Source organism: Halpernia humi (genome assembly GCF_900108025.1).
Classification (GTDB): domain Bacteria; phylum Bacteroidota; class Bacteroidia; order Flavobacteriales; family Weeksellaceae; genus Halpernia; species Halpernia humi.
Map to the genome: position 1 here is coordinate 1 of NZ_FNUS01000008.1, position 15,349 is coordinate 15,349.

General features: G+C 31.5%; 15 protein-coding genes. 9 read left to right on the forward strand and 6 right to left on the reverse strand.

Going from position 1 to position 15,349, the window contains the following annotated elements; all coding sequences use genetic code 11:
• Window positions 1-425 precede the first annotated feature (425 nt).
• The 6 genes from C4S29_RS14775 (at window position 426) to C4S29_RS14975 (ending at window position 5,228) form a co-directional block, all read left to right on the forward strand.
• Window positions 426-779 (forward strand): hypothetical protein, encoded by a 354-nt coding sequence (locus C4S29_RS14775; protein WP_103914668.1) that lies wholly within the window; start codon window positions 426-428, stop codon window positions 777-779.
• Between the two features lie 150 nt (window positions 780-929).
• The gene (locus C4S29_RS14780; RefSeq protein WP_159969861.1) at window positions 930-1,067 is read left to right on the forward strand and encodes a hypothetical protein; all 138 of its coding nucleotides are present in this window, start codon (window positions 930-932) and stop codon (window positions 1,065-1,067) included.
• A complete protein-coding gene (locus C4S29_RS13650) occupies window positions 1,057-1,401 on the forward strand; it encodes a hypothetical protein (RefSeq protein ID WP_103914669.1) in 345 nt (114 codons plus the stop codon). The genes C4S29_RS14780 and C4S29_RS13650 overlap by 11 nt, the downstream gene beginning before the upstream one ends.
• 565 nt (window positions 1,402-1,966) lie before the next feature.
• Window positions 1,967-2,629 carry a peroxiredoxin gene (locus C4S29_RS13660; protein ID WP_103914671.1) on the forward strand — a complete coding sequence of 221 codons (663 nt, stop codon included), beginning with the start codon at window positions 1,967-1,969 and terminating at the stop codon, window positions 2,627-2,629.
• Between the two features lie 928 nt (window positions 2,630-3,557).
• Window positions 3,558-5,015, forward strand: a complete 1,458-nt coding sequence (locus C4S29_RS13665) for an NAD(P)/FAD-dependent oxidoreductase (RefSeq protein WP_103914672.1) — start codon at window positions 3,558-3,560, stop codon at window positions 5,013-5,015.
• 84 nt (window positions 5,016-5,099) lie between these two features.
• A complete protein-coding gene (locus tag C4S29_RS14975; RefSeq protein WP_262496771.1) occupies window positions 5,100-5,228 on the forward strand; it encodes a hypothetical protein in 129 nt (42 codons plus the stop codon).
• A 754-nt stretch (window positions 5,229-5,982) separates the two neighbouring features.
• Here C4S29_RS14975 and C4S29_RS13670 read toward each other — a convergent pair.
• Entirely contained in the window at window positions 5,983-6,624 is a 642-nt protein-coding gene (locus C4S29_RS13670) for a response regulator transcription factor (RefSeq protein ID WP_103914673.1), read from the reverse strand.
• The gene (locus C4S29_RS13675) at window positions 6,624-8,366 is read right to left on the reverse strand and encodes a sensor histidine kinase (protein WP_103914674.1); all 1,743 of its coding nucleotides are present in this window, start codon (window positions 8,364-8,366) and stop codon (window positions 6,624-6,626) included. The genes C4S29_RS13670 and C4S29_RS13675 overlap by 1 nt, the downstream gene beginning before the upstream one ends.
• A 265-nt stretch (window positions 8,367-8,631) precedes the next feature.
• Here C4S29_RS13675 and C4S29_RS13680 point away from each other — a divergent pair, with 265 nt between their 5' ends.
• Together C4S29_RS13680 and C4S29_RS13685 are read left to right on the forward strand one after the other, a co-directional pair.
• On the forward strand, window positions 8,632-8,952 hold the full coding sequence (locus C4S29_RS13680) for a Sec-independent protein translocase subunit TatA/TatB (protein WP_103914675.1): 321 nt from the start codon (window positions 8,632-8,634) through the stop codon (window positions 8,950-8,952).
• The gene (locus tag C4S29_RS13685) at window positions 8,953-9,525 is read left to right on the forward strand and encodes a phosphatase PAP2 family protein (protein WP_103914676.1); all 573 of its coding nucleotides are present in this window, start codon (window positions 8,953-8,955) and stop codon (window positions 9,523-9,525) included.
• Between the two features lie 85 nt (window positions 9,526-9,610).
• On the opposite strand, the gene rlmH is transcribed toward C4S29_RS13685, so the two are convergent.
• Window positions 9,611-10,084 carry a 23S rRNA (pseudouridine(1915)-N(3))-methyltransferase RlmH gene (gene rlmH / locus C4S29_RS13690; RefSeq protein WP_103914677.1) on the reverse strand — a complete coding sequence of 158 codons (474 nt, stop codon included), beginning with the start codon at window positions 10,082-10,084 and terminating at the stop codon, window positions 9,611-9,613.
• Between the two features lie 30 nt (window positions 10,085-10,114).
• Here rlmH and C4S29_RS13695 point away from each other — a divergent pair, with 30 nt between their 5' ends.
• On the forward strand, window positions 10,115-11,134 hold the full coding sequence (locus C4S29_RS13695; RefSeq protein WP_103914678.1) for a YihY/virulence factor BrkB family protein: 1,020 nt from the start codon (window positions 10,115-10,117) through the stop codon (window positions 11,132-11,134).
• On the opposite strand, the gene nhaA is transcribed toward C4S29_RS13695, so the two are convergent.
• The 3 genes from nhaA to C4S29_RS13710 all read right to left on the reverse strand — a co-directional run bounded on the left by nhaA (window position 11,131) and on the right by C4S29_RS13710 (window position 15,294).
• Window positions 11,131-12,333 (reverse strand): Na+/H+ antiporter NhaA, encoded by a 1,203-nt coding sequence (gene nhaA / locus C4S29_RS13700; protein WP_103914679.1) that lies wholly within the window; start codon window positions 12,331-12,333, stop codon window positions 11,131-11,133. The two genes, C4S29_RS13695 and nhaA, sit on opposite strands and share 4 nt — an antisense overlap.
• Window positions 12,334-12,388: 55 nt before the next feature.
• A complete protein-coding gene (locus C4S29_RS13705) occupies window positions 12,389-14,593 on the reverse strand; it encodes a RelA/SpoT family protein (protein WP_103914680.1) in 2,205 nt (734 codons plus the stop codon).
• A 263-nt stretch (window positions 14,594-14,856) separates the two neighbouring features.
• Window positions 14,857-15,294 (reverse strand): hypothetical protein, encoded by a 438-nt coding sequence (locus tag C4S29_RS13710; protein WP_146063329.1) that lies wholly within the window; start codon window positions 15,292-15,294, stop codon window positions 14,857-14,859.
• Between the last annotated feature and the right edge of the window lie 55 nt (window positions 15,295-15,349).

Below are 15,349 nucleotides of genomic sequence, written 5' to 3' on the forward strand. Positions count from 1 at the left end.
CCCTCTAGCGCCGATGGTACTGCAACACGCGGGAGAGTAGGTCGCCGCCAGTTTTTTTTATCCCCACACATTTTTTTGTGTGGGGATTTTTTTTGTGTCTAAATTTTAAACTTTTGAATTTTTTTGTGGTACTGTCTTAAAAAGTGTGTAATATTTTATGTTAGAGACTTGAAATAGTTAGTATCCAATCTCGCCGATATCGACAGTGGTGATCTAAAATCAGAATTCGAAAAACATTCCATAAATAAACTTTTTTTCTTACTTTTATTTAATGATAAATATTTTCAAAATATAAATAGTAATAATTTAAATAGGGAAATACTATTTTTAATTCGTCGCGGATTGCAAATCCGCACCATCTGGGAGCATTACAATTGGAACTGTGCGATATATTTACAGACCAATAATTAATACAATTTTACAACGTGCAGGATTTCAGAAATAATAATCTAGTTTTTAAAATTATTGTAATCACATTTTTATTTATTGGCTGGTTATATAGTAATTCTTTGGAGAAAAAAAATAATAAAGAATTGTTTTCTAATTCTTTTGTTGGAGTCATTTATAAAAAGAATGATTATAGAGTAAGTAAAATTAATTGTGCGGACACTCATGTAAAAAATAGAAATCATATCATATATGCGACAGCAGAACTTTATGAAAATGCTGAAGTTGGAGATACGATAAAGAAATTGCCCAATAGCAATTATTGTATATTGACTAATAAGGGAAAAAATCTAAAAATTAAATGCTATTTTGATTTACCGATACCACAATAGCCCGATCTTGTGGATATCGAGTTCGCGGTTTTGCGATTCGTGCTCGTAATAATTTATAAGAAGTTTGAATGTTTTTTCTTATTTTTAAATAATGAACAAAAATCTAAAAAGTATGATACTTGAAATCAGTAATTTTTAAAGCCAAGTAGAATGTTTAGAACTTGTCACGGATTGCAAATCATCGCCATCGGGATCAATACAACAATTAAGAAAGCTACTGAAAATGCTGTAAATGCAAAAATTCAAATACCTATAAATAATCTGAAAAGTAAAACCGATGAAAAGTAGAACTTTATCAAAAATATTTTTATTGGCTGTATTTCTTTATTTTCTTTATGCATTTTTTAAATGGCCTATTCAGGATTATTATTTAAATCAATCTGGAGTAGTTACAATGGGTAAAATAATTAATGAAAGAGGTAATAACGGTACAAATGGACATTTTTTAAAGGAAAATAATGGAGATGCAATTGTATATTGTTATTCATTTAATTTAAATGGCAAAACATATACAGGAGATTCCCAGAGCAGTAATTATAAGATTGGTGATACTATAAAAGTTATTTATATCAAATCAGTGCCCTCTATAAATCGTCCTTTTTATTATTTGAAACAAGAATAAACAAAAGCATCCCGCTCTGTGAAGTTTACAACTTTGCTCCATCAATAACAAAAAACGCTTATCTGTAAAAAGGTTAGCGTTTATTGTATTATAATATGGCTCCGTCTAATTGCCAATAATCTTAAAATTCTTTTCTAATTTTTCATTAAACGCAAAATTAATAGGTGTTACAAATAACTATAGTTTCTTAAATAAACAGTTCGAATTTTCGAACCGCTTATTTTTGCTGACAAATTTTGATTTTTTTCGAAAAATTGTTTTTACACAAAAACAAAATTTTACTTTCTCGCCAAAACACCAGATTTTTAGAAGTAATATGGTCTTAAGTGTCATTTTACATTTGAACATAAACCTTTCTACAAGAATAATTCTTATTATCCTGTATTCTTTGGTAGTTTAGTTTATCGAAGAAAAGTTTGGTGTTTTTCACTTTGTGATCTAAAGCGTTTCAATTTTCTTTACTACTATTTTCATTTCGGTTTTTTATTGAATCTTGTGTAACCATTGTTACAGCCAGTTTTTTGCAAATGCTATAATTTTATCAAAAATTTAAAAGTTAAATCTTATGGAAAATAGTTTAGAGCTACAACAAGTGAATTCAATGCCAAGAATCGGTGATCAAGCACCAGATTTTGAAGCAGTTACAACAAAAGGAAAGATAAAATTCTCAGATTTTGCAAAAGATAAATGGGTGGTGATGTTTTCGCATCCTGCAGATTTTACACCAGTTTGTACTACAGAAATGAGTGGTTTCGCTACAAGAAAAGCAGAGTTTGATGCCTTGAATACAGAACTTTTGGGTTTAAGTATAGACAGTATTCACGCGCATTTAGGTTGGGTGCAAAACGTAAGAGAAAATACAGGAGTTTATTTTGATTTTCCCATCATCGCAGATATTGATATGAAAGTTTCTAAATTATATGGAATGCTTCAACCCAATGAAAGTGAAACTTCTGCAGTGCGTGCCGTATTCTTTATAGATCCGAGCAAAAAAATACGATTGATGATGTATTATCCACTCAATGTAGGTCGCAATATGAACGAGATTTTGCGCGCTTTGGAAGCACTGCAAACTTCAGATGAGTACAAAGTTGCGATGCCTTTGGATTGGAAAAAAGGAGACAAAGTAATTGTGGGTGCACCAAAAACGCTCGATGAACTAAATACTCGCTTAGCAGACGATTCTCTTGAAAAAGTAGATTGGTATCTCGCAAAGAAAAATTTGTAATGGCTTCTTCGCCTAAAAGTATTTTTATGGAAAATTATCGTTTTAAATTTTCATAAAATTTGCTAAAGTTAAGTTGTGTTTTTAAAGGGAAAGTGTTTTCTGAAGTAGCAATATGCTAATGATGTAGAACGATTGATACTTTCCCTTTTTAATTTTATTAAGTACTATTTTTAAAGCCAATCAACGTAAAAAAGTTGGTTTAAACTTTAAATTTTTTTTGCTGGTATTTGTTTTTAAATCTTTATCTGTATGTCCTTAATTCATCATAAATGTTTTTTATTGTTAGAGGACTTTGTTAAGTGAAATCAAAGATTCGACGAAGTCAAACGCTGTTGCGACCTTAAAAACATGATTTAGAAAAAGAATCAATGGAAATCTTTGCATTTTTAGCGTTAAAAATTAGCAATATGATTGAAAACAGACATTCAAATCTTTATCAACTTGGCATAAAATAAAGCCAAAAGCCTTTCAAAATTTGTTCATCATCTTTGGCTGTGAATTTTTTCCATTAATTATATTTATAGGAGTTTTTGCTCTACTAAAATGAATATCTAAATGAATTAATCTTTAGGATTTCTAATTTCGTGCCTTTTTCTATTTCTTGGCTTAACTACTATCCTTGTTACATTGGCACCCAAGTATTATTTTTTAGGACTACTGTAAATCCATCTTTAACGATTTTTAAATATTGCTGCTCACGAATATGCTTTAACTTTAAGGATTTATTAGTTTGCATATTTTTAAAATTATTGGGGATAAAATCACGACAAATAACTAATTCAAATTTTTTTGTTGTATGTAACAAATGTTACAGATTATCACTTTAATTATTGGCAACTTTGTAAAACGTAAATAATTTCAAACCATTGCAAATCAATTTTTTAATATTATAAATTGAAATTATTTAAAATCAAAAAAAATTAATTATATGTCTAAAATTGTAATATTAGGAGCAGGAATTTCAGGGCACGTTGCAGCAGCACATCTTCGTAGAAAACTAGATAAAACACACGAGGTGGTCGTGGTTTCACCAAATTCTAATTACCAATGGATTCCGTCTAATATTTGGGTGGGAATTGGGAGAATGAAATCTAAAGAAATTCTTTTTCCATTAGCACCGTTGTACAAAAAAAAGGGCATCGGTTTCAAACAAGCAAAAGTAGTTACCTTCCATCCAGAAGGAGATTCTTCTGAAACGAAGCCTTATGTTTTAGCAGAATATGTAGTAGGCGAAAACAAAGGAAAACAAGAAAAAGTAACCTACGATTATCTCATCAATGCAACTGGCCCAAAATTGAATTTTGAGGGCACAGAAGGCCTAATTCCTGGTGAAAACAAAACCTATTCTGTCTGTACTTATACACACGCAGATCATGCGTGGGAAGGATTAAACGCTTTAATTCAGGAGATGAAAAAAGGTAAAAAAGCCAAAATATTAATCGGAACTGGGCATGCAAAATCTACTTGCCAAGGTGCTGCTTTTGAATATATTTTGAACGTAGAGCAAGAATTACGTCGCCATAAAGTAAGAGATATGGCAGAAATAACATGGATATCCAATGAATATGAACTTGGCGATTTTGGGATGGACGGAATGCTACTCAGCTATGGAAGTATGACCATGAAATCTGCTGAAATGGTGGGAATGGTTTTTGAAGACCGCGGTATAAAATGGATTCTTGGTGCAGGTGTTAACAAAATTGAAGATGGAATTGCCCATTACGAAAATCTAGAAGGCGAGCAAAAAACGGAAAATTATGATTTCGCAATGCTAATTCCTGCGTTTTCTGGTCACGGTTTCAAAGCATTTGATAAAAATGAAAATGACATTACCGAAAAACTTTTTAAAGGTTTTATGATTGTTGACGCAGATTATACGCCTAAACCTTATGAAGAATGGAGCGTAAAAGATTGGCCAGAAACCTATCAAAACCCAAGTTATAAAAATATTTTTGCACCTGGTATTGCATTTGCACCGCCGCACGCTATTTCAAAACCAAGAAATAGCAAAAACGGAACAGAAATTTTTCCTGCACCACCAAGAACCGGAATGCCTTCTGGGATAACGGCAAAATTGGTAGCAGACAATATTATAGATTCTATCAAAAGCAATAAAGAATCTCTTCACCACAAAGGAAGTTTAGGAAACATGGGTGCTGCTTGTATCGCTTCGGCCGGTTATGGAATGACATCTGGAAGCGGCGTAAGTATCACCACATATCCAATTGTTCCAGATTATGAAAAATATCCAAATACACATGGAAGAAAACTAGGACAAACCTTTGGTGAAATAGGTTTAGCCGGCCATTGGTTAAAACTAATGCTGCACTATGCCTTTATCTACAAAGCCAAAATGAAACCTTTCTGGTGGTTGATTCCAGAATAAATATTTTAAATATAATTAGAATCACCAATATGTTTTCGAATTTTAGTAAAAATTTTTTAAAATCTAACTCTAAAAAAAAATAAAATGACAGAGAGAATATCAAAATACCAGAGATTTAAAATGATGAATCCCATCATTCAATTTTTTACATTTATTTATTTAAGCATAAAAATAATGATTGTTGTTGCTGGCGGTCACGGCGGAACGAGATAGTTTGGCAGAGTTTTTATCTTAAAACAATCCTCAAAAATTCATTGTAAATAAAAATTTCTCCCTTTTAAAAAGCGTGTTGATTTTTTGGTCAAGTCAAATTTTTACAACTTTTATTTTAATCACATCATATTCAAAAAAAATCCCACGAAAAATTTTCGTGGGATAAATGCTTCTTCATTTGTGTTTAAAGAATCCTTGAAACTTATTTTCATCATTTGTGTCTTTAGAACGAAATTTCAAATCTTTAAAAAGAAGCATTTTTTTATTAAAAATTACACTTTATTACTACTGCAAATTTACAATCCTACAGCATCGAGTTACCAAAATTGGTCTCGATTTTTGTCGATTTGCTCGTAGATGTTTATCTACAAATTAATTGAGAGTTAGAAAAGAATAGAAATAATTTAAACTGTATATCCGTCATTCATCACAATTGTTTTTTATTCTTTAAGGCCTTTGCTAAGTGAAAATCAAAGATTCGACGAAGTCAAACGCCTTTATCAATGTTTTTATAATAGTTTTAGAGGAATTGATAAATCATCGATTTGCGACCCTAAAAACATGATTTAGACAGAGAGTCAATAGAAATCTTTGGGTTCTTCCGTTAAAAATTAGCATTATGGTTGAAAGCGGACATCCAAATAATTTTAAATTATTATCGAATAAAAATTAAATTATTTTGTCTTGAAAAAAAATGAATAAGCAAAAAGTCAACTTTCTAAAAATTGAATTTTAGTTTAAATAAAATTAATGATTAATGATGTTCTTTCATTAAATCAATCAATTGCACTATATTTTCGATTTCAAGTTTTTCAAACAATCTTTTTTTCATTGTGCTCACTGTGTTTTGTTTGATTTCCAATTCGTTGGCTATTTCAAGATTTCCCAAACCTGCGGCATACATTTCTGCAATTTGTAATTCTCGCTGCGACAAAGAAGAAAGAGGATTGATGAGATTGCGGTTTTGTAAAGATTTTAATAGTAAAGATTGGGTTGCTGTTGAAAGATACTCGCCGTCTTGAATCATTTTTTGAAGCGCATTTTTCATTTCATCTTCTTCGCTTAATTTGCTTAAAAAGCCATTTGCACCAGCATTTATGAATCGCAAAGCGTGTGTGCTTTCTTCAAGACCTGTCAATATTAAAATTTTTATTTCTGGTCTTATTTTTCTTATTTCTGGTAAAATAGTAAGGACATTACCTTCTGGAAATTGAGCATCCAAAATTGCAATATGGATCGCTTGTGTTTTTAACGTTTCTAAAATCTGCGCGAAGTTTGTTGCTTGAAAGACCTCGGCGTCTAAATCGAAATCTTCGATCAAGAAAAGCATGCCTTGTCTTATGAGACTATGGTCGTCTGCAAGCAAAAAATTAATTTTTTGAAGTTTATTTTGCATTAATTTTTTAAATCTAGATTAATAGTAAAGTTTACCGTTGTCCCTTTATTTTTTTCGCTTTCTACAGTTATTTTACCGTCATATAATTCGATGATTTCTTTACACAAACTCAAGCCCAAACCTGCACCTAAATTATCAATTTCATCCGATAAAACGCCTTGATAATAAGGTTTGAATATTTTTTCTAAATCCGATTCTGAAATCCCAACGCCACTATCGCGAATACTTGTTATTAATGAAATTTTGTTTTCAGAAATGCGCTCTGTTTTGGTATCAACCCAAATTTGACCATTTTCTGTAAATTTATTCGCATTTCCCAAAATATTTATAAAAATCTGATTAATCTTTGTGTTATCCGAGAAAACCATTACATCATCTACTTTTTCATTAATAATAAATTTATTATTTCTAGTTTCAACGTAGGGTTCAATTGCGTTTAAAATTGAATGTACTTCTGCTTTTAGATTAAATGCTACCGAAATTAATTTATTTTCTACTTGCTGATTTTTTGTGTATTCTAGAATCTGGTTTGCTTGTATCAAAAGGGTATTATTCGTAAAACTGATTGATTTTAAATAGTCTTTAATTTTAATATCATCCGTCTTATTTTTAATTTTATTAATGAAAATACCAATAATTTTCAGCGGAGAGCGCAATTCGTGGCTTAGCATTCCTAATATTCGGTTTCGGAAATTTAGATTTTCATTAATTAAGATATTAGCTGCCTTTAGTTTTTTCTCGTATATAAATGCCATTCTAGTAAAATACATTATTAAAATGGAGACGAAAAACATTAAAATCATAAGTCCCAAAACAAGATATTTTCTAATTTTAATGCTTGCCGAAGTTTGACTTTCGATTTCTTTTTCTAATTTAGATTTAGATTCTTTCACAGAAGTCTCATAAACCTTCACCAAATCGTTGCTATAAACCAAAAGATTATTAAACATTTTAAAATATTTGTCGCTTTTGCTTTTACTTTCAATTTCCTTTTTGCTTTGCTTGTTTTGCAAAGTCTTTATCTCTCTATAGTAATGGTTGTTTACGACGTTTATGACACTATCTAATTTAGATTGAATTTTTAGCGTTTGTGGCGATCGTCCTTGTTTCATGATCACAACTGTGGAGTCTTTTCTTACGTTTTCTTTGCCAACAACAGCATCTTTTAGCCTCCCAAATAATCCTTTTTTTGCAAGCGTGTCCGAATAAGTTTTCGTTTGAACTTCTATGTTAGGAAGTTCGTATTTCACATCAAACTTTTTTATTTGTGGTAAAGTGTTGTTGACTTTAAAATGGCTTGATGTAGAATATTGATAGGTAGAATCTATTAATTTCTTAAAATCTTTTACTTGTGGCGTTTTGTTTTTCTGTGTAGATAGAATGTTGATGAGCGGAAGATTCTTTGTTTTAAATTCGTTAATCCTATCGAGATTTTGCGCGAGATCTTTCACCAAAGTAAAATAGTTTTGCAGAAATTTTTGCTCACCGCTTACTACATAATTTTGAAAATTTTCTTGTGCATCAAAAAGTTTCTGACGCGAATTTTCGGTTAAGTTTTCTACCTTTTGAACATCATTTAATTGATTTTCAATAAAGTGTAAGTTTTTTCTGCTTGTAAATTCATTATAAAAATAGCCAGCAACCAATAACTGAATCAATAAAATGGACAGGATGAGCGAATAGTGAACAATTTTACGCCATCTAAATTTAATGATTTTGTCAGCCTCAGAATTTGAATCCATATTAAATAATTTGAAAGTATTTTTTATTGTTCTTCTTCAAAAATTTTCTTCAAAATTTGAAATTAAGCATTACTTTAAGGGTGTAAAATTAAGGAATTTTCATGTAAATCAGCATATCTTTAAAGTATGAAAAATGGTTTAAAAATATCAAGTTCTCTTTTGTGAAGATTTTAGAATTAAATTTTTAAGATTATTCATTTGAAGTGAAATATTAAAATTTTCATAAAAAAAATTTTTCAATGAAAATCTTTTGTAATTTTGACGCATGGAATTGAGCTTTGGTGAAATGCTAATGATTGTGTTGGCAATTGTAGTATTATTTGGACCGGATAAAATACCGGAAATTGCCCGTGGATTGGGCGAAGGTGTACGCAAAATGCGAGGCGCCGTAGAAGATATCAAAACTGATATTATGAAGGAAACCGATAATCCCGTGTCTGAAATAAAGCGGGAAATAGATAAAATTCGGGATGCTGCCAAAGATTTTAATCCGTTGGCAGATGTGGAAAAGGATTTGCTTGAAACTCCGAAACCACAAAATTTGATAGAAGATGAAACCCACGAAGGCCCAGTAAGTCGATCATAGATGGATGAATTTATTTCAGAAGATCAAAAAGCATTATTATTTCTAAATGGTTTAGGCAATAAAAGTTTTGATCCTTTTTGGATTTTAATGTCAGATAAATTTGTTTGGATCCCGCTTTATATTATATTTCTATACTTACTTTACAAAAATTACCGTTTGCGTAATTTTATTTTTATTTTAATTTTTATTGGGATTGGGATTTCGATTTCAGATCAGTTGGCGGGTATTTTCAAAAATGGAATTTTAAGGCTGAGACCTTGCCACACGCCTTCTTTAGAAGCAAAAATGCGCTTGGTAACTTGTGGCGGAATGTATGGTTTCTATTCTTCGCACGCTTCTAATATGTTTTTTATTGCAACATTTCTCTCTTCACTTCTTGGGAAAAAATATAAATTTTTCACAGTCTCTATTTTCCTTTGGGCATCTATTATTGCATATAGTAGAATATACCTTGGCGTTCATTTTCCGTTTGATGTTGCTTTTGGGGCTGCAGTTGGTTTTCTTTTGGGTGGCTTATTTTCAGTTCTTGCGAAAAAAACCACTAATTATCAAAATTTAAAGGAAGTAGAATAAATTTACTTTAAAGCTTTTCTAAACATTTACGCTTTACAAGCATAAAACTTTTGAGTTTTTTTTGGTTTTAAAATTTACATTTTTTCTAATCATTATGATAAGGTTTTCCTTGCAAAATGCTGGCTGCTCGGTATAATTGTTCCACAAAAAAAAGGCGAATCATTTGATGTGTAAAAGTCATTTTCGAAAGTGATATTTTTTCGGCTGATTTCTCGTATATTTCTTCTGAAAAACCGTAAGCGCCGCCTACTAAAAAGCAAATTCTTTTTAGAGATGAATTCATATAGAAATCAATTTTTTCAGAAAACTCTCGGCTGGTAAATTGCTTTCCTTTTTCGTCTAAAAGTACGATGTAATCTGATGTTTCTATTAAATTTAAAAATAATTTTGCTTCTTCTTTTTTAATTAAATCTGGTGTTAAACTTTTTGCATTTTTCACATCTGGCAAAATATTGATTTCAAATTTCCAGTGTTTCGGCAAACGCGCGGTGTAGTAGGATAGTAGGTGAGAGATTTCTTTATCGTCGGTTTTCCCAATACATACTAAATTGATTCTCATTTCTTATCTTTGTTTTACAAAATTAGTTTAATGGGCTTAAAAACGCCGCTATTTATAAAAAAAATTCACACTTTTTTAGATGGAATTCACATTCCGTTTTTAGGTATTTCTTTGTGGAAAATGTTTGAAATTTATGGAAAGGGAATTTTCGAGATAAAACTCGGCAGACAAGCGGCAAGTATATCTTGGAGTTTTTTCTTAAGTGTTTTTCCGTTTTTGCTTTTTTTGCTTTCGCTTTTGCCCTATTTGCCGCACTATGACAAATTGCAGTTCTACGTTTTCGAAATTTTAATGCGAAATATTTTTCCGGCGCACATGCAAAGTGATGTTTCTAGTTATATTCAGAATTCTATCATTCCAAATCTAAAAAATTTCAGCAATGTGACCATTATTTTTGCATTAGTGTTCGCTACAAATGGCGCGCATTCTTTAATAAATGGGTTTAATTTAAACACCGAACTCAAACGCACTTTTGTGAAAGAGTATTTGGTTTCTTTTGCTATTACGCTTGCATTTGTGGTGATAATTTTGCTTTCTCTATTTGGCATTTATTACAGTGAAGTTGTGCTAAAATTATTCACACCACAATATAATATTAGTTGGTTTGTACAAAATTTGACAAAAATTATCGGCTATATTTCTTTTCCAATTTTCTATTTTATTTTGCTGATGTTTTTTTATTGGGTGGGCTGTTTAAAAATTACCTCGATGAAGCAAGCAGTTCCAGGTGCAGTTTTCACAACCATTCTTTTTATGACCGTTACTTTTATTTTTGCATTTTATGTTAAAAAATTTGCCCGTCAAAATGTACTTTATGGCTCAATAGGTTCAATTATTTTGATGATGGTTTGGATTAATTTGAATATCATTTTAATTCTTTTGGGAAATGAACTAAATATCGCCATCAAAAAAGTGCGTTTAGAAAAAATAATGTCTGAAGAATTGGGGATTTTTAATGATAATGTTAACACGGCACAACTTTCAAATACCGAAGAGGAAACTGAAAGTCATCATATCGCTTGGACAGACAATTCGCAAAAAAAAGTTTAAAATCTTTCGTGGTACTGTTTTCTATAATCAGATAAAACTAATTTTTTTCTTTTGCTATATTTTAAAATTAAATAGCCAGAAAAACCTGCTATTAAGGACGCAACCAAAACGGCAAATTTCCCCTCGTCTTGAATATTTGGATGTCCTTTGAAACTTAGTAGGGCGATGAAAATCGACATTGTAAAGCCAATTCCTGCTAATAATCCTATGCCGCCCATTTGTTTCCAATCGCTTTTGTAAGGCAATTCGCTGAAGCCAAATTTAACGGCAAGCCAAGAAAATAAATTAATTCCGATCACTTTTCCAAGAACTAAACCTAAAATTATACCTGCGCCGAAATTGGTAAAAAGACCGTCTATCATCCCCGGATGGAAAGTAATATTGGTATTAGACAAAGCAAATATCGGCATTATAAAAAAACTAACGGGTAGCTGTAGTTTAGATTCTAATTTTTCTAGCGGCGAAGGTACATCTGCTGGGATATTTGTTGGGATTGTAAATGCTAAAATTACACCTGCAATAGTGGCGTGAATCCCAGAATGTATCATAAAATACCAGAGAAAAGCGCCAGGAATTAGATAATAAAAATAGTTTTTAAAATTCAAATAATTAAATAAAATAAGTATCAAAATTATACCAGCACAAATGCCCAAATTTATCCAATGCAGAGAGTCTGTATAGAAAAATGCAATAATTAAAATGGCACCCAAATCATCTACAATAGCCAATGCCGCCAAAAAAATTTTTACGGAAGGCGGTATAGATTTTCCGAGCATTCCCACAATCGCCAAAGAAAATGCAATATCTGTAGCCATTGGGATGGCCCAACCTTTTGCATAGGGCGTGTTATGATTAAATATAAAATAAATAATTGCAGGAACAATCATACCACCAATTGCTGCAAAAAGTGGTAGAGAAGCGCTTTTTATTGTAGAAAGTTCACCTTCTATCACCTCTCTTTTTATTTCTAAACCTACCAAAAGAAAGAATACAGTCATCAAACCATCATTAATCCAATGGCTTACAGAGAATTTTAAATCAATACTTTCTATACCCACATAAGAATGCAGAAGATTCTGAAACGATTCTGCAATAGAAGAATTGGCGATAAAGAGCGACACAAGAACGCACATTATCAGCAAAATTCCGGATGTTTCGCTGCTGCTAAAGAACTTTTTGAAGTAGGATGTCAATACCATATTTTAAATTATGTTGTTTGAAATAGTTATGGAGAAAGTAAGCAATTATTTTTAATTAAATTCGCTTCACTCGAGAAACACCATTTATATTTTTCAGTTGTTTAAAACTCTCTTCTAACTGCGCTTTGTTGCGTACTTCTAAGTTAATGATACCTTTAAAAACACCATCGTTAGATTCAATAGTCATACTTTTCATATCGATATTCATTCCGTTACTTATTACTGCGGTGATATCGTTTATCATTCCCATTCTGTCTAAACCTTCTATTTCAACTTTTATTCTATTTTTAAATCGCTCTTCATTTACCCATTTTGCAGGTATCACACGGTAATCGTAATTGGCGCGTAGATTTATCGCATTCGGGCAGAGGTCATTATGAACTTTTATACCATCAGAAATTGTAATAAAACCAAACATTTTGTCGCCAGGAATAACGGTGCAACATTTTGCAAAAGAATAGTTAAGTTTTTCTTCATCTTTTCCAAACACAATTAAATCTAGATCTGATTGCGATTTTTCTTCAAACTCAATATTTTTGCTAGGCGATTTTTTAAAGCGGTTAAATAAATTATTAATAAGTCCCTTGCTTTCGGTATATCGCTTCACATCTCCGGTATCCAAAGCGCCATTTTGAAAAGATAAAAATAAATCTTGCGACGTTTTTAGATTAAAAAATTTCTGCATTTTATTAATCTCCTCATCATTAAAATTTATTTTTGCGTGTCGCATTTTGCGTTGTAGCGTTTCTTTTCCTTCCTCCACCAAGTGGCTCTTTTCCGAATTAAGAATCGCTTTTATTTTAGATTTCGCTTTAGATGTTACCACGAAATCTAACCAATCTGATTTTGGTTTTTGGTTTTGCGATGATAAAATATCGATTTGGTCGCCGTTATGCAATTTGTAACTAATAGGTACTAATTTTCCGTTCACTTTCGCGCCCAAACATTTCATGCCCAAATCTGAATGCACAGAAAAAGCAAAATCTAAAGCAGTTGAACCCGCTGGCAAAATTTTAATTTCACCTTTTGGTGTAAAAACAAAAACTTCTTTGCTGTAAAGGTTTAATTTCACAGAATCTAGAAGTTCAGATGTAGTTAAAGACTGTTGATTTTCTAAAACTTCACGAATTTCTGCAACCCAGTTTTCTATTGTTTTATCGTCAGAATTTGAACGATATCCTTCTTTGTATTTGTAATGCGCAGCAACGCCTTTCTCGGCAATATCGTCCATTCTTTCACTTCGGATTTGTACTTCTATCCACTTTTTATCGGGTCCTAAAACGGTGAGATGCAAACTTTCGTAGCCTGTAGAACGTGGGTGAGAGATCCAATCGCGCATCCTATGTGGATTGCTGTGGTATAAATCGGTTACAATTGAATAAATTTTCCAGGCTATAAATTTTTCATTTTTAGAATCAGATTTGTAAATAATTCTAATAGCATAATTATCATAAACTTCTTCAAAACTCACATTCTGTTTCTGCATTTTGCGATAAATAGAACTGATTGCTTTTGCGCGACCTTTTATGGTGAAATTAAGATGTTCCGCTTCTAATTGTTCCGATACTTCATTTTTAAATTCTTCCACATATTTTTTTCTGTTGGCTTCAGCAGATTCTAATTTTGTGGTGATTTCATTAAAAACTTCAGGATTATTGTATTTTAAAGATAAATCTTCGAGTTCAGATTTTATATTGTAAAGCCCTAATCTGTGCGCTAAAGGGGCGTAAATATACACTGTTTCGCTTGCAATTTTGCGTTGTTTAGACGGCGCCATACTTTCTAACGTGCGCATATTATGAAGTCTATCTGCAATTTTTATTAAAATTACTCGAAAATCTTCGGAAAGGGTGAGGAGTAATTTTCTATAATTTTCAGATTGAACAGAAATATTCTGGTGGTTCATCACAGAAATTTTCGTCAAACCGCTAACAATTTGAGAGATTTTTTCGCCAAAAAGTTTCTTGATATCTTCATCTGTATATTCAGAATCTTCCACCACGTCGTGCAAAAGTGCGCAAGCGATAGAAGTAGCGCCTAAACCAATTTCATTGGCTACAATTTTTGCAACTTCAATGGGGTGATAAATGTAGGGTTCGCCAGTTTTTCGGCGTTGGTCTTTGTGTGCGTCCAAAGCAATATCGAAAGCCTTTCGGATGAGTTTATTGTTTTCCTCATCAAGACTTCGGTAAGTGTTGGAAATTAAATCTTTATATCTCGCAAGAATTTCTTTGTTTTCTTGCTCTAAATCGTACGGCATCGTTTGTGTCTATTTCCCACGAAAATACAAAAAAAAGATTTTTATTCCTATTTTTTTTATCGAACGATATTATAGTTTAATTACATAGAAATTAAGAGTGCAATTCACAAAATCTAAAAATTCACAAAATCATTTTGGGGTTTTGAAGGACTTGGATTGAAATGGCTTTAAAAATGAAAATAACGCCAGATAAATTTATAATTTTATGAATTTTCCTAGTTTTTTCTTTTTTTCAAAATTAATGTTTAAATATTTTTTAACTATTAATTTTTACCAAAGAAAACCTCAGAATTGATGCCGCCATTTTGCCCGTGGTGTTTTATTTCTGGCGAAGAATAAATCAAAGCTTTTGCACGCAGAGCAACGATTTTTTTTAAGAATTGTAGCGATTGGGCCTCTTTAAATTTAATATTTTCAATATAGTTCTGATGAATACAATCATTTTCATCAAAAATATTTGAGACTTTCTCCTTTGTTTCTGCATCTTTTACTTTCACACTTACCACTAAACTTTCATCCTCTAAAACGGTTGTGTCGCCAAAAAACGACTGCCAAAGTGAGGTTTTTACTTCTTTTGAAATAGGTTTGTCGTGCAGATAAACAATAAAATTATTTTCTGGAACTCCTGCATCTTCTAAATCCTGCGAAATTTTCGTGGATTGGCTTTGGCTTTTAAATAAACCGGTAATGATTGACGACATGGTGTTTTGGTTTTTAAATTCACAACAAAAGTTACAAATATTTTTTAAATTATAC